Consider the following 19,778-nt stretch of genomic DNA (forward strand, 5'->3'; position numbering starts at 1 on the left):
CTGCGGTGTGAAAACACCGCAGGTTTATTTCCTGCTTCCGCAGCGCGGAAGAGGCCGTGCGGGAATAACTCAGTTGGTAGAGTGTCAGCTTCCCAAGCTGAAGGTCGCGGGTTCGAGTCCCGTTTCCCGCTCCATGATCAAATGAGACCGCAGGGTCACAGCATATATATTTCCTTTGCGGGAATAACTCAGTGGTAGAGTGCAACCTTGCCAAGGTTGAAGTCGCGGGTTCAAATCCCGTTTCCCGCTCCATTTTCAAGGCCGGTATCCGTACCGGTCTTTTTTTATGCCCGCGTGCCGGTGGCCGGTACCGGCTGCCCGCACCTGACAAGTCAGAACGGATTCGCCTTTGCAGACGGACATCGCGCATGTTGCGGCCTTTCACTGCACGTAATACGGCACCATCCCGACATCTGTCCTTACCTCCGGTAAAAAGCCATCTTCACAGCTTTTACAAGACCGCCGCCCTTTCGCCCTGCGCAGTCCCGCATGTCTTTGCGCGGCATCCGCCGCTGCAGCTTCCGGCATACTCCGCGCTGCGGGCACGCTGCGAATATAAGGCGGCATCGGGTACACCGCCGCAGATACAGCCTTGCCTTTATATTTACGACATGTTCATAATACCTGCCGATACTCCCGTGACGCGGCAGAAAAAACCTATGCCTTCCGTCTACGGGCATGAAAATGCATCACGCCGTAAACCAGCGGCAGTTCAGCTGCCGGACCCGGACAGTCCGCCTGCCGCAGTTGCCTGCTACATTCAGGGTGCACCGCCATGATACAACTCTCCTCATGCCCCAAGGGCTGCTCTCAGGATCTGGATAAAGCCGTTCCCGCGGCAGAAACCGTCAGAATGGCCCGCGGCAGACTGCAAAGCCTGAAGCTTGATCTTCTGGCTGAAACGAGACGTGTAGACACCGGCAGGCTGGGTATTCCTGTTTTTTTAAGTGTGTGCGGGCATGACGCACGCACTGTAATGCCCACGCGTAAACAGATGGGTAAAGGAGCCTCGGCGTCACAGGCCGAAGCCTCGGCTCTGATGGAACTGGTGGAACGCTACAGTTATTTCCGTTTTATGCAGCAGACAGAGACGGTGTTTTCCGGCACCTGGTCAGAGGCAGAGGAGCATTTTCAGGGGCAGATTATGCCTGTGGAGCAACTGCTCCTTTCGGTTGGCGACACCTCGGACGCAGCAGCCGTACGCCCGCTGCTCGACCTTGTCCGCTGGCAGTTCTGTCCGGCTACGCAAATCAGCTCAGGGCAGCGTATCGCCCTGCCGCTGGACTGGTTCCGCACTCTGAATGAGTTCAACGGCTCTTCTGCGGGCAATACCTACGAAGAAGCGGTTCTTCAGGGGCTTTGCGAACTTGTCGAGCGGCATGTGTGCTGCATTGCCGCACGCGACAGGCAACCACAGCCCACAATCATGCCGCAGAGCACGGATGATGCCGTTTTGCTCGGCCTGCTGGACAAATTCACAGCCAACGGTATCGAGGTGCTGCTCAAAGACTTCAGCATGGGACTGCCGGCGCCCACCGTGGCCGCTCTGGCGTACGATCCCTCAACGCTCGGCACACGCTCGGAAATAGTGTTCACGGCCGGTACCGCAGCCACTCCGGCCAAGGCCGCCATCCGCGCACTGACAGAGGTGGCCCAGCTGGCAGGCGATTTTGAAACCGGTTCATGCTATGAAGCCTCCGGCCTGCCCAAGTACACCAGTGAGGCAGAAACCGGCTGGCTGAAAACAGGTCCGCAGGTGGCCTTTTCCGACCTTCCCCACATCGGCGACAACGACATATTTGCCGAGCTGACACACCTGACCGCAAAGCTCGGCATGGACGGCTTCCATGCATATTGCATAGACACAACCGCTCCGGAGCTGGACATTCCGGCAGTATACACCATTGTTCCGGGCTTCCGGTTCCGCGAGCGTGACAAAAACGCCTCTCCGGGCCTGTTCATAGGCCGTATTCTGAGCGAGCAGTACCCGCCGGAAGCCGCCGCAGACGGGCTGGAGCAGATACGCAAAGTATACGGAGACCTGCCCTGCCTGCCTTTTTATCAGGGAATCATCGCTCTGCGGCAGCAGCAGTACCGCCAAGCCGCTTCCTGCTTTGCGCAGGCTCAGCCCGTGCAGCCGGAAAAGGATTCGCAGGCCATGGCGGCCTTTTATCACGGCTACAGTCTTACGCTGGCCGATGCATGGGCAGAGGCTTTGCCCCTGCTCGACCGCGCCGTGTCACTATGCCCGCAGATGAAAGAATACATCAACCTGCGCGGAGTGGCCCGCTACCGGTTGCAGCAATACGAAGCCGCAGCGCACGATTTCCGGCACCTGCTGCAGACTCTGGACAGAGAGTCCGCCGTGGATCATGTGAATCTGGGGCTGTGCCATGAAAAGACCGGTAATACAGCCGCCGCTCTGCAGTGCTACCGCGATGCGCTTGCCATAGACCCTGCCCTGCAACGGGCCCGCCAACGCCTGCAGGCTCTGGAAAGTGCCGTATTGTCCGCGTCTGCCTGAGCGCCGCAGCTCCTGCCTGAACGCCGCAGCCCCTGCCGCTCAGTTTTGCACAGCTCTGCAGCATATTTTGCTTTACCGCGGCAATAGCCTGTGGAATAAAAAATAACACATACGCATACACACATTTCCGTGCATGGAGTATGTTGGGCGCACCGGACCGTTGCGGTCCGGGAATCCCCCCTGCGGGTCTGCAAAGAACCTTAACTATTATCGGAGAACACCATGGAAAACAGAACTCTTACTTCCGGTCCCGGCAAAGATTCCTGCAAAATGGCCACTCTGCCCCCCGCAACTCTGGCCTCCGGCCCCGGTAAAGACAGCTGCAAGATGGCCTCGCTTCCTTCGCACTCTGCCTGCGAATAATCCCCCCGCACCAATTATCAGGCGGCCTTCGGGCCGCCCTTTTTTATGCCCCTCAAAATCAGCCACTGTCCGCAAAAGACCGCACTTTTCCCCCCCTGTTGCGCACGGCATCTGCAGCGGGTCTTTCCGTCTCCGGCACCCGTGCCTGCCTCCGGTATTGTACCGCGTCTCCCGCGGTTGTTGTGTACTGCACTTGCGCAACATGACAGCCTTACGGCGGCATGATTTGCGCGCTGCCGTTATTGACAAAAAAACATACCAGATGGTATGTTTTGCCATGGCAATAGCTCACCGCAAAAAAAAAGAGCCAGAAAAAGTCCGGCGCGCACTGCTGGACTGCGCTGCCGCCATTGCTGTTTCCAAGGGTTTTTCAGGACTTACAGTACAAGCTGTGGCAGATGGAGCCGGAGTGACCAAGGGCGGCTTTTTTCATCACTTTCCCAGCAAGCAGGCCCTGATGGATGAAGTATGCGCGGAACTCCTGCGCTCCATTGATGCCCTTGTGGACGAATATATGGCGCAGGAACCGCAAGGGTACGGTGCATTCACCCGCGCGTATGTACAGGCCATACTCACGCCGGCAGAAAAAAGCAGCCCGTGGGTTTCGCTTTCCGTGGCGCTGGTGGCCGACCCGCAGCTGCGGTCGCTGTGGACAGGCTGGCTGCAACAGCGGCTGAACAGACACCGCCAGACAGACAACCATGCCGCGCTGGCCTTTGCCCGCTACGCGGCAGACGGCATCTGGCTGGAAGACCTGATGCTGGGCAAAAAGCGTTCAGCCGGTGAAACAGCCAGACTGCAGAAACAGCTGCTGGCGCTCATAGACAGGAAACAGGAAGCATGAATCCTACAGTAACATCATACGCGGCACTGGCTCTGGCCATCGTGGTTGAGGTCATCGCCACGTCTGTGCTGCCGCACACAAGAGAATTCACCCGCCCGTGGCCCACGCTACTGGTGGCAGTGCTGTACGCCACGGCGTTCTATCTGCTGACCATTGTCACCCGTGCCGTGCCCATAGGCATTGCCTATGCTCTCTGGAGCGGCTTCGGCATCGTACTCATTGCCGCGGTCAACTGGCTCATATTCCGGCAGCGTCTCGACACGCCTGCCATCATAGGACTGGGACTGCTCATATCGGGCATTGTGGTCATCAACGTTTTTTCTAAAACCGTCTCTCACTGACAACGCGCGCCAGACAGCCGGCCGGTGCTCCCAAAGGCACTCCGCACTGCTACACTCCATCCATCCGGCACAAGGCGTCCCCCCGGCACCGGCATCTGCTGCAGCGCACGCCAAAAACCCCCTCCGCAGACATCTGCGGAGGGGGTTCACTTGTTTTTACGGCGCCGTGTCAGCGTTTCTTTTTTTTCGCACCGCTGCTGCTTTTCTTGCCTTGTTCAAGTAACTTGTTACGTTTTTTATCAAAAACAAGAGTTGTACGCAGCGCGGCAAAGCCCAGAGCGGCAGTGCTCAGTATAAGAATAAGCCCTTTCTGTATCTGCCATTTTTCCTTAACAAGCAGACCGGTAGCCCATTCCGCCCCGGCCCTTTCGCCGTAGTAGACAGAAAGAGGCAGCCCCACCAGAACCAGCAGCAGCCCCACCAGCTCCAGCCAGAAAAATGTTTTGCCAAGGATGAGCATGAACAGAGTGGAATCGCGGACAATACGCAGAAAGCGCAGTTTGCCTTCCAGCCCCTTAAGCCGCTCTTCTTCCGTTTCTCCGACTTTCTGCGCCTTTTTAAACGTCTCGGCCACGCCGAACTGTGTCTGCAACGCCCAGTTAAGATTAGCGGCACAAAGGTTGTAATCTTTGTTAAAATCTACCAGAACACGCGGAAACGGAAACCATGCGGCCTCGTCGCGGATATAGGCCAGCCGGTCCATGTTCCGGCGGAAACGGGCTTTCAGTTCCTTCGTTTCCAGATTCACTCTGGCGTGCAGATCACGTTCCAGACGTTCGCGACCGCGTGACAGCGTGATGAAGGACACATAGTTATTCACCTCGCCCAATGCTCCCAGCTTTTCAGCACGTTCCAGAGCCGCCTTGGCAAAATCGTGTTCTTCGGGAAACCATTCATAAATTTCAGTGCGCAGGCGCTGCAAGGCGGCGGACTCGTCGCCTGCCCTGCTTTCCGCCTCCAGCCACGGTCCGTTGAGAGCCGAAAGCAACTGGATATGTCCACGCTCCAGTTCCGGATCCAGCAGCACGCGATTGAAAAAATGCGGATCGCGCTCGATGAGCGAATTCAGAAACCCCACAGCCTGCTCGGCAAAGCCCATTTTTACCTGACACACCCCCTGCCGGTAGGCGGCATCGGTCCAGCCCGGCGTCAGCCGCACCAGCTGCCGGTACAGAGTGTTGGCATTCTGGTATCTGCCCTGCGACTCCATCAGGCGCCCCTGCAAAAACTGATGATACGCCTGCAGCAAAGGCGAGGGTGACAGTCCTTCCGCCTCCCTCCACAAACTGAGAGCCCGTGCGTGGTCTCCGCGCTCCAGCGCCACAAAGCCGTTCAGGGTGCGCACCCTGAAATCCCGCGGAGCCTTGACGGCCTGCTGACCAAGCTCTTTGTCCACCGCTATATGGTCGCCGGAAATAAACATCTCAAGCAGCGACCACACAGGACTTTCATCCTTGGGAGCCAGTTCATCCAGACCGGCCGGATAATCTTTGCCGCGGGTCAGCCACATGACGCGCATCATGCGCAGCTGCATGGCGCTGTTGATGCTGAATATGGCACGGGTGAGAATGCCGGGAATGCCATCCTGCCGCAGCGCCCCCGAAAGTGCTTCCAGACCGCCTTCGGCAAGCATGGAATCGATACTTTTGAAACCCTTGTTCATGGTTTCAAAATCCAGAAGCGCCACTTCGCGCCATATCCCCCTGTCCAGCGTTGTCAGCTGGCGCGACGGGCATTCGGTAAGCACGTGGTTTCGCAACCCGCAGTAAAAACAATGCGGGCTGTTACCAGTGACCAGCCGGTTGGAAACCTCCACCGGCAGCAGACCGGCGCCTGCATCGCCGTCTGCCGAAAGACTGACGTTGCACCAGTCGTCCATGCTGCTGTGATCAATGCTGAACCGCACGTCATGCACCACAAAGCCTTCTCCCAGCAGATAGGCGTTGCGGAAGCTCATATGCGGAAAATCAGGAACCAGCTGGTCCCAGTCAAGCCGCATTTTCTTAGGAAGATCTTCGTTTATATTCAGCCCCTTGCGGTCTGCAACAGCAACCACACAAGGCCAGTATGCTTCGGGGTCTTCCTCTTTCAGGCGGGCCACCAGCTGCAGCAGTTCCTTGCACCACGTGCGCAGCTGCCTCAGGTTGTCCACCGGAAACATCACAAAAAAATCGTGGATGATAAACTTGCACTTCAGACGCGAAAGCAGCTGTTCCAGATGGGTGAAGTATTCTCGCCAACCGGTCTGAAAAGCTTTTTCCACCGGATTGCCCAACGGCTTCAGCACCACATTCCAGCCCAGTGAAGACTGATAGGGCAAGCGGGGGTCTGCCGTCATGGTAAACCATTCCGCGGCTGCCAGCCCTGTCTGGGTACGCACGCTCTCAAACCGCAGTCCCGGCGTTCCCGTGCCCATATCCTTGGCACGCGAATGCACCCATATTTCAAATTCCTGCGGTGCTATGGCATTTTGCGCACGCAGCGTCTGATCTATTGCAACCGAAAGCTCGCGCTTGTATCCAAAAAGCAGCTTGGCGGGAATAACCTGACAAAATACGGCCAATGTGTTGAACTTGGCCCATATGGCAAGGCGGGCAAGCGCCAGAAAGGCGTCGGCGGAAAAAAAGAACCACAGAGCCTGATCGCGCTCGGAGGCAAGATGCATTCCGCCGTAATCCTGCAGGGTCTGCACCACGGCGGGGTTCAGGTCGCCACGCCACGAAAGCCACAGTCCCAGCCCGTTGGAAACCATGCGGCTTTCCTTAAACTCTGGCAGATGCCCGATAAGTGAAGCTAATTGCGGCATAATACAGTACTATCCGGAAATCGAAGGAGCATGAAAAATGGATATCAACAAAGCCATCGCCGACCTGAAAAAAGAACCCGGTTTTGCCGATAACGTCGGCATGATTATGGTGCACAACGGCATTGTACGCGGCTGGTCGCGCAAAGACCACAGCAATGTGACCGCCATACGTATTACTCCCGACTATGCCCGCATGGAAGAAATCCGCGCGGAAATGGAGCAGCGTCCCGGTATTTTCCGCATACTTGCCCATGCCATCGAAGGCGAACTGAAGCCCGGTGACGACGTGCTGTATCTGGTAGTGGCCGGCGACATACGCGAAAACGTCAAAGCAGTGTTTGCCGAACTGCTGGACCGCATCAAGGCTGAAGCTGTAACCAAACAGGAAATTTTCGGCTGACAGCTATGCAGACGGCTGTCCGCGGCGTCCGGTCACAGACGCCGCGGCAGCCTTTTCCGCACTGATTTATCATGCAAGCATCATACCTTGCGCTTTTCAGCCCTCTGCTCCCAGCAGGGTGATAATGGCAGCCAGCGGCAGTCCCACCATGCCTGAAGGCGCTTTCAGTTCTGCATCAAGCTCCATAAACGCTTTTTCCAGCAAAAACGCTTCCAGCAGCACCTGAACGCCTTGTTCATTTTCGGGCACCAGCCTGCTGCCGCCCACGGCTTCAAGATATGTGGTCATGAAAGCTCCTGAGGCTTCTATGCGCCACAAATCGGCCCAGGGTTCAAGAAACGCGCGGTCTTCGGGCCGGAGAACCGATTCATGCATCAGCACCGTGAGCACGGTGTAATGCACCGACCGTACCAGATCTGCCACATCGCGCAGGGGTGAACGCTTCAGCCTCCGTTCGGAAAGAGACTTGTCCGGCCTGCCCTCAAAGTTCACGATCACATACTCTCTGCCGCTGCGCAGCACATTGCCCAGATGCAGGTTGCCATGCACCCTGATTTTCAGACAATCAAGTTTGCGCGTAAGAAAACCGCGCATGCGCCGCAAAGCTTCTTCGCGCAGTTCCAGCACCCGCGCAGCATCGTCTCTGGCCGATTCCGGCAGCAAAACAAGCGAACGTTCCAGACGGGTCAGGACCTGCTTTACCCGGCTTTGCATACCCTGATACACAGACCGTTGATACAGGGTGGAAAACGGCTCCGGAGCAAAAGCAGAGTCTTCAGAGCTGAACGCCAGCGCGCGGTGCAGTTCGCCCACACGCCTGCCCAGCAGCTGCATGCCGGCAAAATCCATATCGCCCATAAGTTCACGGTATTCCTGCGGCAAAGGTCTTCCGGCGGCTTCCACGGGAGAACGGGCATACAGCCGGGGACGGATATCCATCTCGCCCCGTGCGGCCAGCACCCTGTCAAAGAACCTGCGTACCATATCGCGGCACATTTCCTGTGCGTCGCCCTGCGCCTGCACATATTCATGCAGCATGGCCACAGCCATGGACGATGTGCGCGACCGTCTGTACTCCACAACGCCCATATACGCGGGCACATGAGGATACCCCGCCTCTTCGGTAAGAAAGCGCAGCAGTTCCACATCCGGATTCACACCTTCGTCCATGCGGCGGTACACCTTGAAAAGCACACTTTCACCGCAGACAACGCTGGTGGCGTGGATATGGGGCTTCCACAGGGCAGGAGCATCTTCGGCGCAGGCCGCCCGCACTCTGCCGCGGGTACCGCCGGCGGGGGCCACTGCCAGCTCGCCGTGCCTGCCCTTCACTGTCTGCGTGCGCGAGACAAGCTGCAGCAACGCGCCGCAACGGCAGCTGGCATCAAAGGATTCCACAAGTACGGCTTCCGGCGCGTCTTCACCAAAAGTGCACATGAGATGCACAGGCGCTTCACGCACCGTCTGCCGGGCAGGTTCACCAGCCAGCAACGATACAAGCATGCCGAACCATTCCGGCTGGCGCTCATGATACCGTGCTTCCACAATCAGCAACCAGCTGGGGGCACCCTTGCCGCCCACGGGCACCGCTTCCAGAATGACAGCCTCGCGCAGCTGCACGGCGCTTGTTCCCAGCAATCCGCGACGTGTCAGATAGCCGGGCAGAACTCTGCGCTGCAGCGCCTCGCGTACTTCCACATCAAGAAAACGCGCTCCGGACACCGGCATGAGCATAGGCGGCGAAAATAATCCGGTAAGCGCTTCCGCCGCCTCCTCTCTGCGCATGTGGAAAATATAGTAGCCGTAAGGATTGAGCGTAATTGTATACGCCGGTTGCCTGACAGCGGGAAAGCGCGTGTTGCTGAAGACTTCCACCGGCCGGTAGCCTTCCCAGCCGCTTAAATCCAGCGAAGCTGCCTGTGCGTGCCGCGACAGGTTAGTCACCACCAGCACATGTTCTTCACCAGAGCTGCGCATGTAGGCAAGCACACGGGAGTTTTCCGGCCGGAGAAACGAAATGCCGCCCCGGCTGAAAGCCGTATATCTTCTGCGCATTGCGATGATGCGCTTCATCCACCACAGCAGCGAACTTTTGTTGGACTGCTGCGTTTCCACATTCACAGCCTCGTAGTGGTATTCCGGATCGATGACCACCGGCAGAAAAAGACGCTGCGGATTGGAGCGTGAAAAACCGGCGTTTCTGTCCGCACTCCATTGCATGGGGGTACGCACACCGTCGCGGTCGCCCAGATAGTAGTTGTCCCCCATGCCTATCTCGTCACCATAATAAAGCACCGGTGTCCCCGGCATGGTGAAAAGCAGCACGTTAAGCAGCTCCACCCTGCGGCGGTCGTTGCCCAGCAGCGGGGCAAGGCGGCGGCGGATGCCGAGATTTATCCGCGCACGCGGATCACGGGCATACATGCGGTACATATAGTCGCGCTCTTCGTCCGTCACCATCTCCAGCGTCAGTTCGTCGTGGTTACGCAGAAAAATAGCCCACTGACACCCTTCCGGCAGTTCCGGAGTCTGCTCCATTATATCAATGACCGGATGACGGTCTTCCATTTCAATGGCCATAAACATGCGCGGCATAAGCGGAAAATGAAATGCCATATGACACGAATCACCGTCGCCGAAATAACGGGCCGCGTCTTCCGGCCACTGGTTCGCCTCGGCCAGCAGCATGCGGCCCTGAAATCTGCTGTCTATGTGGCTGCGCAACGCTTTAAGAAAATCATGGGTCCGCGGCAGATTTTCGCAGTTTGTGCCTTCTTCCTCGTACAGATAGGGCACAGCATCCAGCCGCACTCCGTCCACACCCATGTCCAGCCAGAAGTCGATGACCCGGAACATGGCTTTGTGCACGGCCGGATTTTCATAATTGAGATCAGGCTGGTGATGATAGAAACGATGCCAGTAATATGCCCGTGCCACAGGGTCCCATGACCAGTTTGAAGGCTCGAAGTCTTTGAAGATGATGCGGGCGTCCTTGTACCTGTCCGAGGTATCGCTCCACACGTAAAAATCGCGCTCTTCCGAACCGGCAGGGGCCCGCCGCGCCCGCCGGAACCAGGCATGCTGGTCGGAGGTGTGGTTGAGCACCAGTTCTGTAATGACGCGCAACCCGCGGGAATGAGCCTCGCGCAGCAGCTTGCGGAAGTCAGCCATGCTGCCGTAGTCGGGGTTGATGCTCATGTAGTCGGCAATATCGTAGCCGTCATCACGCAGCGGAGAGGGGTAAAAGGGCAGCAGCCACAGCGCCGTGACCCCGAGATCCTGCAGATAGTCCAGTTTTTCAATCAGCCCCGCCATATCGCCCATGCCGTCGCCGTCGGAATCATGAAACGATTTGATGTGCAATTCGTATATGATGGCATCCCTGTACCACTGCGGATCAAGGCCCGCCGGCTCAATCATAATGCTCATGCAGCCTCCGGTATGCGCCCGGCGTCATACCGCCGGACGATGCAAAGAGTTGTTTCATCATACCTCAACCATGCGGAATCGCAACCGGCGCATACAGCGGCAGTCAACCGGCCTGTCCCGCCTGTGTGTACCGGAGCAAAACCTTGAGCAATATGCGTCCATATATTATATATAGGCATGTCTATTTCTATGCGCGTTCTGCATATTGCCGCACAGCTATGCCTGTGGTGTCTTGCCGCTGCGGCACATGCCGGCCCCCTGCAATCTCCCGCGGCGGCTGTAATGCCCTACGCGCCGGCTGCGGCACGGGTCGTCCGCGTGGTGGACGGCGATACTCTGATAGTAGACATAGACACCTATCCTCCGGTTTTCGGGCAGGCCATTCCCGTGCGGCTGGCGGGATGCGACACGCCGGAACTCAACGACCCGGACCCGCGTCTGCGGGCTCTTGCAGTGGCTGCCCGGGAATTTGTCCGGCAGGTGCTGGGCGATGCCCCAGTGGAACTGCACGACATCGGTCGGGGGAAGTATTTCCGCATCATCGCCCGTGTGCGGGTGGCAGGGCAGGACCTGAGCACGCTCCTGCTGCAGGCCGGTCTTGCCGTACCCTATGCGGGCGGCAAACGTCCGGACCACAGCGTGCTGCTTACTGCCGCAACGGCCGCCCCCTAAGCGTCTCTCCGTCACAACGACTCGTTTTTATTTGACTTTTAAAAAGAAACCATCTAATAGAACTGCACGGCGTGTCATGGTATGATCGGAGTGCAACCCCAACCCCCCCATGCGGCATGAGCGAACACATCCTGCTTATCGAAGATGACAACGCCTTTCAGGAGATGCTTTCCGAGGCGTTACGAAGCCGCGGGTACGCCGTGAGCTCGGCCTCCAGAGCGGAGGAAGGCATCAGCATGGCGCGTCAGCATGATTTCGATCTTATCCTGACCGATGTCATGCTGCCCGGCATGTCGGGTGTGGAGGCCATTCCTCAGCTGCGTGAAGCCGCCCCCGGTTCCGATATCATCGTCATGACCGCCTACTCCACCAGAGAACTGGCGCTTGAAGCCATCCGTCTGGGAGCCTACGATTTTTTTTCAAAACCATTCAGCCTGAAAGAACTGGACATCGTGGTGCGCAGGGCGCTGGAAAAACGCCGTCTGCAAAAAGAGGTGACCACTCTGCGCGAAACGCTGCGCCATGACAGCCCGGTACAACGCATCATCGGCGACAGCGCCCCCATGCGCGCCGTAAAAACGCTGGTCGAAAAAGTAGCCCCGCTCGATTCGACAGTGCTTATCACCGGCGAATCCGGCACCGGCAAAGAACTGGTCTCCGACACCCTGCGCGCGCTTTCCGGCCGGGCAGGAGCACCTTTTGTCAAGGTAAACTGCGCCGCCATTCCTGAACATCTGTTTGAAAACGAACTGTTCGGTCACGAGAAAGGTGCCTTTACCGGTGCCACATCTGCACAGCCCGGCAAATTTGAACTGGCGCAGGGCGGCACCCTGCTGCTGGACGAAATTGGCGACATGCCCGCAGGCATTCAGCCCAAACTGCTGCGGGCCGTGGAAGAAAAACAGATCGAACGGCTGGGCGGGCGCAGACCGGTTGCAGTCAACGTACGCATTATCGCCGCCACCAACCAGAACCTGCGTGAACTTGTGGCCCGCAAAGCGTTTCGCGAAGACCTGTATTACAGGCTGGGCGTAGCCGTAATCATGCTTCCCCCCCTGCGCGACCGCAAAGAAGACATACCCCGGCTGGCGGAGCATATTCTCCGCAAACTGGGGCTGACGCTGGGCATACCGGTGCACGGCATCACTGCCGCAGCCGTACAGGCGCTTATGAACCACCACTGGCCCGGCAATGTCCGGCAGCTGGCCAACCTGCTGGAAAGAGCGGCCATCAGCGCACAGGGACGCATTACAGCCCAAGACATAGCCGCTGCACTTGCCGTGCAGAACGGTACATCGACGCAGCCCTGCACCGCACAGTCTCCGCATGACGCCCCCGCGGCAGAAGACTGCCTGCGTATGCCCCTGCGCGAAACCCTGCACCAGATGGAACGCAACCTGCTGCTGGAAGCGCTGCGCAGGGCGGAAGGCAGCCAGAAAAACGCTGCGGCCCTGCTGGGTCTTACTCCCAAAAACATGTGGGCAAAACTGCAGAAGCATCAGATACGCATCTGAGTGCCGTCGCGTATCTAATTTTTTTAGACCCGACGGAACATCTCACCCCGCCGGCAAGCTGCTGTTCATCCATCATTCCCGACGACATCCCCCGCAGGACATCAGTGCTCCTGCTCTGCGCGTACCCTGTACACGCCTTATCATCTATTTTTTTTAGACTCACTTAGACCCCGCGGCACAAGCCGTCTGCCTGTCTGCGTTCTGCCCCGACGGTCTATAAATTTTAGATACACACTGCCGCTCCCCCCTTTCTCTTCGCCGGTCATCCGGTGGGGCCGGACATCTGCCAACAAACATAATGCTATTTTTTACACATAGTTATTGAAAAAAAACAAACCGCGCGGCGCGGCTTGGCACGGTGGTTGCCTATAGGAATGCACAACCGCGGCTTGTCCGCAGCAAACGCTTTTCCGCAAAAAGGAGAAAGAACCATGAAAAAGACCATCATGAACCTGCTCAAGGGTGAAGAAGGCGCCACCGCTCTGGAATACGGACTTATCGCAGCCCTCATTGCCGCTGTCATCGTGGCAGCCGTCACCGCGCTGGGTACCAAGGTGAGCGACACCTTCACCTACATCGACTCCAAGATGCCCACCCCCGGTACCTAACAGGGACACAGCAGAATCATCCGCCGACAGACCCTTCAGAGACGGAGCCGGCCTGCAGCCCCCGCTTACCGACAGGCCGTCCTGCAGTATCCGCAACCTGCTCCGCTTATCCGTCCGGCACGGAAGGGATTATCCGCAGACAGCAAAAAGGGCCGGAGCGCATCTCCGGCCCTTTTAGCCACAAAACAGAGGAACACACCATGCAGACCGTCATGCCCATCCTGCTTGTCAGCATTCTGATGACAGCCGTCGTCACCGACATACGGGCCATGCGCATTCCCAACTGGCTCACTTTTCCGGCCATGTTCGCCGGACTGGCGGGGCACGGTGCCGCCGGCGGCGCTGACGGGCTGCTTTTTTCCCTTGCCGGACTGGGACTGGGCGCAGCTCTGATGCTGCTGCCTTTTCTGGCGGGTGTGATGGGCGCGGGCGATGTGAAGCTGATGGGTGCGGCAGGTGCCTTTCTGGGAGCGCAGGGAGTGTTCGGTGCATTCATATGGACCAGCTTTGCCGGCGGCGCCTACGCTCTGGGCGTTCTGCTGTTTCACCTGCCTCAGCTCCGGGCCGTGGGCCGCGCGCTGCACACATCATTTACCACCATGCTGGTTACCGGCGAGATGACCTACACCCCCGCAACAGGCGGAAAGGCACTGCCCCGACTGTGCTACGGCGTGGCCATAGCAGCCGGTACCGTGACCTCCATGTACTTTTCAGGCGCATTGGATGCTGTCTTTTCCGGCATCATGGCAATCCGCTGACGGAGAACCGGCATGAAAAAATCATCACTCATCCAGATTGCTGTAGCGCTGGTGCTGGCACTTGGGGCCGGAGCACTCGTCTTCCGCATGATGCAGGCCCCCGCCCGCACGGCACAGCCCCCCAAAGTCGCCAGCGTCATGCTGGCCGTGGCGGCAGCTGATATGACCAAAGGCACAAGAATACGTGCCGAACAGATCACCATGGCCGAATTTCTGCTGCAGACCGCCCCCGCGGGGGCCTTTTCCTCCGCAGATGAGCTTACGGGCAGAGTGCTCGCTTCCGCCGTGACAGCCGGCGAACCCATCACTCCCGCGCGGCTGGTGGAAGACACCGTCCGTTACGGCGGCGTCAGCACCATGATCAGCCCCGGCAAACGGGCGGTGGCGGTAAAGGGCAACAATGTTCTGGGTATGGCCGGATTCATCCGCCCCGGAAACCATGTGGACGTACTGGTGACCATAGATGACAACAGGCGCCCCCAAGACAAGGCCGTGACCAAAACCGTACTGGAGAACATCCGCGTACTGGCCACCGGCACCGAACTGGAACAGCAGGGCGACGACACCGCCACATCACCGGTGGACATCTATACGCTGGAAATGCTGCCCCGCGAGGTGGAAGTGCTCTCTCTGGCTGCTTCCCGCGGAGAGGTACACTTTTCCCTGCGCAATCCGGCAGATACTGATTCCGTCAAAACAGCCGGTACGGACGTCCCCCATGCGCTTTCCATGCTGCGTCCTGCAGCCGCGCCCGCCAGCAAAGCGCGTGCCGCCGCTTCTGTGGAAGTCATCAGCGGAACACAGCGCTCAACACTGAGGTTCAGGCAATGACTGCTTTCAACAAAGCCACAACGCTTCTGGTATGTTTCCGCCATTTTCCGGTACTGGCTGCGGTGCTGCTGAGCGCCGTATGCGCGCAGGCGGCCATAGTGCCCGCCGCAGTGCAGCTGGCCGCCGGCAAATCGGTCGTTCTTGAAACCGCATCCCCTGTCCGGAGGGTTTCAGTGGCTGCGCCGGAGGTGGCACAAGTACTGGTGCTCTCTCCCACACAGGTCTACGTAACCGGCGTAAAGCCGGGCGGCACCACACTCACGCTGTGGAACGCTGCCGGTGCGGTGTCCCATGTATTCGATATTCAGGTTTCACCGGATATCGCCCGCCTGAAGGAAATGCTGCACAAGCTGCTGCCGTCGGAAAAAGACATAATGGTCATGACGGTAGGTGAATCCATAACTCTGGCAGGCACGGTAAGCAGCCCCGCGCATATTGCCACAGCCATGGACATGGCCCGTATGTACGCCCCCGACAAAGTGACCAACCTCATGAAAGTCGGCGGAATGCATCAGATAATGCTTGAAGTGAAAGTCGCTGAAATGCGCCGCTCCGTCATGCAGCGTCTGGGCATTGATCTGGCTGCCGCGTGGGGCAACAGTTTTGCCTTTACCATGCTCAACCAGCTGTTCACACTTGACAATCAGGACGGAACCATAGGTGTGGGCCGCACCGCCGCTGTGCTGAGCCCTAACAATACCGGCGTGTTTCAGGCACCTGTAGGCGGCATGACACTGACCGGCTTTCTGGATGTGCTCAAGGAAAACGGCCTTGTAAAAGTACTGGCCGAGCCCACGCTGGTCTGCCGGAGCGGTGAGCATGCCAGTTTTCTTGCCGGCGGCGAGATACCCATACCTGTACCGCAGGGGCTGGGCACCGTGGCCATCGAATTCAAAGAATACGGCGTAACGCTGGATTTCACGCCCACGGTACTTTCGCCGCGCCAGATAAGCCTCAAGGTTGAGCCGGAAGTCTCCGAGCTTGATTATGCCAACGTCATCCAGATCAACGGTTTCTCCATTCCCGGCATCAGCAGCAGGCGGGCCTCCACCACGGTGGAGCTGGGCGACGGTCAGAGCTTTGCCATTGCCGGTCTGCTGCGCGATGAAGTCCGCGAAACCATAAAAAAATACCCCGGACTGGGCGACATTCCCGTACTGGGAACCCTGTTCCGTTCTTCCAGCTGGCAGAAAAATGAAACCGAGCTCGTGATCATCATAACCCCGCGGCTGGCCAAACCGCTGGATATGACCGCACAGACCCTGCCCACAGACGGCTTTCGCGAACCCACGGAATATGAATTTTTCATTCAGGGAAAAATGGAAGGCGATGCTCCTGCCGCGGCCCCTGCCGCCATGCGGGGCTCCGGCGATGTTCAGTCCTCAGACGGCAATCCGCCGTCCGGCATGGAAGGCGAGTTCGGCCACGTGCTCAGACTGCGGTAACTGCGGAGAAACAACATGAGCAGATACATCATTGCCACCTTAATACTGGCAGCGCTGGCCGGATGCACCAATGCAGGCGCCCCGGGCACGCAGCGGCCCATACCCGAGTGGGTGCAACAGACCGGTTCTTCATTCCGCCAGCAGCAGCAGGCACAGCGGGCCTGCCCCGCGCCGGAAACAGGCTATGCACCGGCCGCCATGGACGGCGTGCTGGCAGAAGAAACCATCGGCCTGTACCGCACCCCCGAACAGCCCGCGCAAAAGGCGTCCGGCATCAACCTTAATCTGAACGGTCCCAAATAGCCGGAGGAAATCATGGCTTCCACCTATCCGGTCTGTCTGCTGACCAGAAACCTGCATACCGAAGAAGAGCTTTCGCGCCTCATTGCGCACCAGAAGCACTTTCATCTTGCCACTCCGGGCGTATCCGAAGACATGGGGCTGGTCATAGTGGAACTGGGCGGCACCCCGCAGGATGACTTTGACGCCATTGTGGCGCTGGCGGCCGACCCGCGTGTGGGCGAAGTGTTCATCACCGCTCCGCGCAAAGACCCCGATGTCATCATCCGCGCCATGCGCGCCGGTGTCACCGGCTTTCTGGAACAACCTTTCAGCAGCGACAACATTGCCGCGGCGCTGGAAGGATACGCCGCGCGCATGCGTGAAACCGAAACCGCACCGCAGCCTGCTGTACAGCGTCAGGGACGCATCATCCATGTGCTGGGCGCAAAAAGCGGCAGCGGTGCCACGACGGTTACGGTCAATCTGGGCGTGAACAGCGCGCGGAACGGCCGCAGCACCGCGGTGATGGATATGCGCCTGCCGCAGGGCGAGGTTCCGCTTTTTCTGGACATGCAATACGCGCGCACATGGGCAGATGCGGCGCGTGAACTGCACAGACTGGATCATATGTATCTGCAGAGTCTTATGGAACGGCACGAAAGCGGGCTGGAAATACTGGCCGCGCCGGATGAAAACGATGCGCCCGAAACACTGAGCGAGCGCAGCGTAAGAAGTATTCTGCGCCTGCTGCGCACCCGCCATGACGCCGTGCTTATCGACGGCGGTCCGTATGCCGATGAACTGGCTCTCGTATCCATGCACGAAGCGGACGAGGTGCTTCTGGTTTCAGAACTGTCACTGCCGGCGCTGGCCGGAGCCCGCAGGCTGCTCAACAGCATTGCACAGACGGCTCCGGATCTGGACGGTAAAATCCGTCTGGTCATCAACAGGCATGCCGCAGGAAGCGGACTGTCGCAGGAAGAAGCCGAAACCCTGCTGGAACGCAAAGCCTGCTGCCTTATTGAAAATGACTACGAAGCGGCCGTCTCCGCGGTCAATCAGGGTGTGGCCCTGTGCGATGCGCACCCGCGTTCGCCCGCGGCAAAATCGCTGACCGCACTGGCAGACATACTCATGCCTCAGGCCTCTCCGGCTGATACCGGTTCCATGCGCCCCAGAAGCCTGCTGGCCAGATTCATGCCGCGTCGTCCTTCCCGCGTGCGGACAACACAGGACGCGCCTTTGTCCGGCAACCTTCAGACCGCGGAGAGCTGACCATGAAACTGGCAGAACGACTCATGCGCTCCACCCGGCGCACGCCGGCGCCTTTGTCCGGAGTCCCCGTCCGCAGCGAAGACGACGCGCTGGAACAGGCTTTCCGCCGCAGTCCGCAACCTGCCACGCCCCGGACACCGCATACGGATTCCGCTCACGCTGAAACAACCGGAACGGTCTCTGCGCCCGCCGGAACGCATCCGCCGGACATGCGGCACGCATCCGCACCGGCACATGCACGACAGCCGGCGGCACCGGCAGAGCACACCGGAGCTTTGCAGTCTCCGCCGGACGCAGACGTACCGGCTCCCGCCTCTTCCGGTGCTGCACGTACTGCCATGCGCCAGCAGGCTTTCCGGCCTGCACGGTCCGGCAACAGCACTGTGTCCTGCGCCGCCCCGCAGGAAGAAGACTATTACGAAGCCAAAGCCCGTGTGCATGCCCGCGTGCTGGAGCTTATGGACATCAGTGCGGCCGAACACCTCAATCCGGAGGTACTGGGTACTGAAATCCGCCGGCTGGTGGAAAAGGTACTGCATGAAGAATACCGGCAAATTCCGCTCAACAGTCAGGAGCGCCGACGCGTAGCCGAGGAAATACAGCATGAAATACTGGGCCTCGGCCCGCTGGAGCCTCTGCTGGCCGACCCTTCTGTTTCGGATATTCTGGTGAACAATTACCGGCAGGTATATGTGGAGCGCGGGGGCAAGCTGCACAAGGCGGGTGTACGTTTTCACGATGACGAACATCTGCGGCAGATCATCGACCGCATTGTTTCACGCATCGGGCGGCGCGTGGACGAATCATCGCCCATGGTGGACGCCCGTCTTGCTGACGGCTCACGAGTCAACGCCATAATCCCCCCGCTGGCGCTGGACGGCCCCAGCCTCTCCATACGCCGTTTTTCCAAGGACCCGCTGGAACTGGACGACCTGATACGCTTCAAGGCACTGACCCCGGAAATGGGCGAAGTGCTGCGCGGTATAGTTAAAGCCCGGCTGAACATCATTGTCTCCGGCGGCACCGGATCGGGCAAAACAACCATGCTCAACTGCCTGTCGCGCTTTGTGCCCCACGACGAACGCATTGTGACCATTGAAGACGCTGCGGAACTGCAGCTGAAACAGGAGCACGTGGTCAGGCTGGAAACAAGACCGGCAAACATAGAAGGCCACGGCGAAATAACGGCCCGTGATCTGGTGAAAAACTGCCTGCGGATGCGTCCGGACAGAATCATCGTGGGCGAAGTGCGTTCCGCCGAAGTGCTGGACATGCTGCAGGCCATGAACACCGGTCATGACGGTTCACTGACCACAATCCACGCCAACAGCCCGCGTGACTGCCTGATGCGTCTTGAAACCATGGTGGCCATGTCGGGGCTGAACATCAGCACGCTGTCCCTTAAACGCTATATCACTTCCGCCGTTGACGTCATTGTGCAGGTTTCGCGGCTTTCCGACGGTTCGCGCAAACTGACCAGTCTGACAGAAATAACCGGTATGGAAGGAGAGGCCGTGACCATGCAGGAAATATTCTCCTTCCGGCAGACCGGGGTGGGGCAGGACGGCAAGGTCACAGGCAGCTTTGCCGGTGCCGGTATCAGACCAAGATTCGCCTCGCGGCTTGCCGCGGCGGGCATTCCGCTGGACGGAACCCTGTTTGAAAAAGGCATGGAACAGGCGTGAC

At 58.7% G+C, this 19,778-nt stretch carries 16 protein-coding genes and 2 tRNA genes; 16 read left to right on the forward strand and 2 right to left on the reverse strand.

What is annotated here, in order from left to right; translation table 11 throughout:
* Nucleotides 1-58: 58 nt before the first annotated feature.
* The 6 genes from H586_RS0101730 to H586_RS0101765 all read left to right on the forward strand — a co-directional run bounded on the left by H586_RS0101730 (nucleotide 59) and on the right by H586_RS0101765 (nucleotide 4,072).
* A tRNA-Gly gene (locus tag H586_RS0101730) sits at nucleotides 59-134 on the forward strand.
* A gap of 43 nt (nucleotides 135-177) precedes the next feature.
* Nucleotides 178-252 (forward strand) — tRNA-Gly (locus tag H586_RS0101735).
* 523 nt (nucleotides 253-775) lie between these two features.
* Complete coding sequence (locus H586_RS0101750) at nucleotides 776-2,524, forward strand: YcaO-like family protein (RefSeq protein ID WP_027181216.1); 1,749 nt, start codon at nucleotides 776-778, stop codon at nucleotides 2,522-2,524.
* A gap of 222 nt (nucleotides 2,525-2,746) precedes the next feature.
* Nucleotides 2,747-2,887 carry a hypothetical protein gene (locus H586_RS20590; RefSeq protein WP_011368222.1) on the forward strand — a complete coding sequence of 47 codons (141 nt, stop codon included), beginning with the start codon at nucleotides 2,747-2,749 and terminating at the stop codon, nucleotides 2,885-2,887.
* 277 nt (nucleotides 2,888-3,164) lie between these two features.
* Nucleotides 3,165-3,731 carry a TetR/AcrR family transcriptional regulator gene (locus tag H586_RS0101760; RefSeq protein ID WP_011368223.1) on the forward strand — a complete coding sequence of 189 codons (567 nt, stop codon included), beginning with the start codon at nucleotides 3,165-3,167 and terminating at the stop codon, nucleotides 3,729-3,731.
* Nucleotides 3,728-4,072 carry an SMR family transporter gene (locus H586_RS0101765; RefSeq protein WP_011368224.1) on the forward strand — a complete coding sequence of 115 codons (345 nt, stop codon included), beginning with the start codon at nucleotides 3,728-3,730 and terminating at the stop codon, nucleotides 4,070-4,072. Before H586_RS0101760 ends, H586_RS0101765 begins: the two co-directional genes overlap by 4 nt.
* A gap of 169 nt (nucleotides 4,073-4,241) precedes the next feature.
* Here the strand turns inward: H586_RS0101765 and H586_RS0101770 are convergent, their stop codons facing one another.
* Nucleotides 4,242-6,878 (reverse strand): tetratricopeptide repeat protein, encoded by a 2,637-nt coding sequence (locus tag H586_RS0101770; protein WP_027181217.1) that lies wholly within the window; start codon nucleotides 6,876-6,878, stop codon nucleotides 4,242-4,244.
* Between the two features lie 37 nt (nucleotides 6,879-6,915).
* On the opposite strand from H586_RS0101770, the gene H586_RS0101775 reads away from it, so the two are divergent.
* On the forward strand, nucleotides 6,916-7,278 hold the full coding sequence (locus H586_RS0101775; RefSeq protein WP_011368226.1) for a molybdenum cofactor biosynthesis protein MoaE: 363 nt from the start codon (nucleotides 6,916-6,918) through the stop codon (nucleotides 7,276-7,278).
* A gap of 96 nt (nucleotides 7,279-7,374) precedes the next feature.
* Here H586_RS0101775 and treS read toward each other — a convergent pair whose 3' ends face one another.
* Nucleotides 7,375-10,707, reverse strand: a complete 3,333-nt coding sequence (gene treS, locus H586_RS0101780; RefSeq protein WP_027181218.1) for a maltose alpha-D-glucosyltransferase — start codon at nucleotides 10,705-10,707, stop codon at nucleotides 7,375-7,377.
* A gap of 282 nt (nucleotides 10,708-10,989) precedes the next feature.
* Between treS and H586_RS17770 the strand changes: the two genes are divergently transcribed.
* The 9 genes from H586_RS17770 (at nucleotide 10,990) to H586_RS0101825 (ending at nucleotide 19,777) form a co-directional block, all read left to right on the forward strand.
* The gene (locus tag H586_RS17770) at nucleotides 10,990-11,379 is read left to right on the forward strand and encodes a thermonuclease family protein (protein ID WP_162147935.1); all 390 of its coding nucleotides are present in this window, start codon (nucleotides 10,990-10,992) and stop codon (nucleotides 11,377-11,379) included.
* A gap of 116 nt (nucleotides 11,380-11,495) precedes the next feature.
* The gene (locus tag H586_RS0101790; protein ID WP_027181219.1) at nucleotides 11,496-12,893 is read left to right on the forward strand and encodes a sigma-54-dependent transcriptional regulator; all 1,398 of its coding nucleotides are present in this window, start codon (nucleotides 11,496-11,498) and stop codon (nucleotides 12,891-12,893) included.
* A gap of 431 nt (nucleotides 12,894-13,324) precedes the next feature.
* Nucleotides 13,325-13,501 carry a Flp family type IVb pilin gene (locus H586_RS0101795; RefSeq protein WP_011368230.1) on the forward strand — a complete coding sequence of 59 codons (177 nt, stop codon included), beginning with the start codon at nucleotides 13,325-13,327 and terminating at the stop codon, nucleotides 13,499-13,501.
* Nucleotides 13,502-13,701: 200 nt separating this feature from the next.
* Nucleotides 13,702-14,259 (forward strand): A24 family peptidase, encoded by a 558-nt coding sequence (locus H586_RS0101800; protein WP_027181220.1) that lies wholly within the window; start codon nucleotides 13,702-13,704, stop codon nucleotides 14,257-14,259.
* Between the two features lie 12 nt (nucleotides 14,260-14,271).
* Nucleotides 14,272-15,090 carry a Flp pilus assembly protein CpaB gene (cpaB, locus tag H586_RS0101805; RefSeq protein ID WP_011368232.1) on the forward strand — a complete coding sequence of 273 codons (819 nt, stop codon included), beginning with the start codon at nucleotides 14,272-14,274 and terminating at the stop codon, nucleotides 15,088-15,090.
* On the forward strand, nucleotides 15,087-16,535 hold the full coding sequence (locus H586_RS0101810; RefSeq protein WP_011368233.1) for a type II and III secretion system protein family protein: 1,449 nt from the start codon (nucleotides 15,087-15,089) through the stop codon (nucleotides 16,533-16,535). Before cpaB ends, H586_RS0101810 begins: the two co-directional genes overlap by 4 nt.
* 15 nt (nucleotides 16,536-16,550) lie before the next feature.
* Entirely contained in the window at nucleotides 16,551-16,838 is a 288-nt protein-coding gene (locus H586_RS0101815; protein WP_011368234.1) for a hypothetical protein, read from the forward strand.
* Between the two features lie 12 nt (nucleotides 16,839-16,850).
* The gene (locus H586_RS0101820) at nucleotides 16,851-18,092 is read left to right on the forward strand and encodes a CpaE/TadZ family protein (RefSeq protein ID WP_027181221.1); all 1,242 of its coding nucleotides are present in this window, start codon (nucleotides 16,851-16,853) and stop codon (nucleotides 18,090-18,092) included.
* A gap of 2 nt (nucleotides 18,093-18,094) precedes the next feature.
* Nucleotides 18,095-19,777 (forward strand): ATPase, T2SS/T4P/T4SS family, encoded by a 1,683-nt coding sequence (locus H586_RS0101825; RefSeq protein ID WP_027181222.1) that lies wholly within the window; start codon nucleotides 18,095-18,097, stop codon nucleotides 19,775-19,777.
* Nucleotide 19,778: the final 1 nt, after the last annotated feature.

It is taken from the genome of Oleidesulfovibrio alaskensis DSM 16109 (assembly GCF_000482745.1).
GTDB lineage: Bacteria > Desulfobacterota > Desulfovibrionia > Desulfovibrionales > Desulfovibrionaceae > Oleidesulfovibrio > Oleidesulfovibrio alaskensis.

What these genes read in the sequence shown, in the direction of transcription:
- H586_RS0101790 (WP_027181219.1), top strand. Translation starts at nt 11,496, where the DNA reads ATGAGCGAACACATCCTGCTTATCGAAGATGACAACGCCTTTCAGGAG.
- H586_RS0101795 (WP_011368230.1), top strand. Translation starts at nt 13,325, where the DNA reads ATGAAAAAGACCATCATGAACCTGCTCAAGGGTGAAGAAGGCGCCACC.
- H586_RS0101820 (WP_027181221.1), top strand. Translation starts at nt 16,851, where the DNA reads ATGGCTTCCACCTATCCGGTCTGTCTGCTGACCAGAAACCTGCATACC.
- H586_RS0101775 (WP_011368226.1), top strand. Translation starts at nt 6,916, where the DNA reads ATGGATATCAACAAAGCCATCGCCGACCTGAAAAAAGAACCCGGTTTT.
- H586_RS0101815 (WP_011368234.1), top strand. Translation starts at nt 16,551, where the DNA reads ATGAGCAGATACATCATTGCCACCTTAATACTGGCAGCGCTGGCCGGA.
- H586_RS0101765 (WP_011368224.1), top strand. Translation starts at nt 3,728, where the DNA reads ATGAATCCTACAGTAACATCATACGCGGCACTGGCTCTGGCCATCGTG.
- H586_RS0101750 (WP_027181216.1), top strand. Translation starts at nt 776, where the DNA reads ATGATACAACTCTCCTCATGCCCCAAGGGCTGCTCTCAGGATCTGGAT.
- H586_RS0101760 (WP_011368223.1), top strand. Translation starts at nt 3,165, where the DNA reads ATGGCAATAGCTCACCGCAAAAAAAAAGAGCCAGAAAAAGTCCGGCGC.
- H586_RS17770 (WP_162147935.1), top strand. Translation starts at nt 10,990, where the DNA reads ATGCCCTACGCGCCGGCTGCGGCACGGGTCGTCCGCGTGGTGGACGGC.
- H586_RS0101825 (WP_027181222.1), top strand. Translation starts at nt 18,095, where the DNA reads ATGAAACTGGCAGAACGACTCATGCGCTCCACCCGGCGCACGCCGGCG.
- H586_RS0101770 (WP_027181217.1), bottom strand. Translation starts at nt 6,878, where the DNA reads ATGCCGCAATTAGCTTCACTTATCGGGCATCTGCCAGAGTTTAAGGAA.
- cpaB (WP_011368232.1), top strand. Translation starts at nt 14,272, where the DNA reads ATGAAAAAATCATCACTCATCCAGATTGCTGTAGCGCTGGTGCTGGCA.
- treS (WP_027181218.1), bottom strand. Translation starts at nt 10,707, where the DNA reads ATGAGCATTATGATTGAGCCGGCGGGCCTTGATCCGCAGTGGTACAGG.
- H586_RS20590 (WP_011368222.1), top strand. Translation starts at nt 2,747, where the DNA reads ATGGAAAACAGAACTCTTACTTCCGGTCCCGGCAAAGATTCCTGCAAA.
- H586_RS0101810 (WP_011368233.1), top strand. Translation starts at nt 15,087, where the DNA reads ATGACTGCTTTCAACAAAGCCACAACGCTTCTGGTATGTTTCCGCCAT.
- H586_RS0101800 (WP_027181220.1), top strand. Translation starts at nt 13,702, where the DNA reads ATGCAGACCGTCATGCCCATCCTGCTTGTCAGCATTCTGATGACAGCC.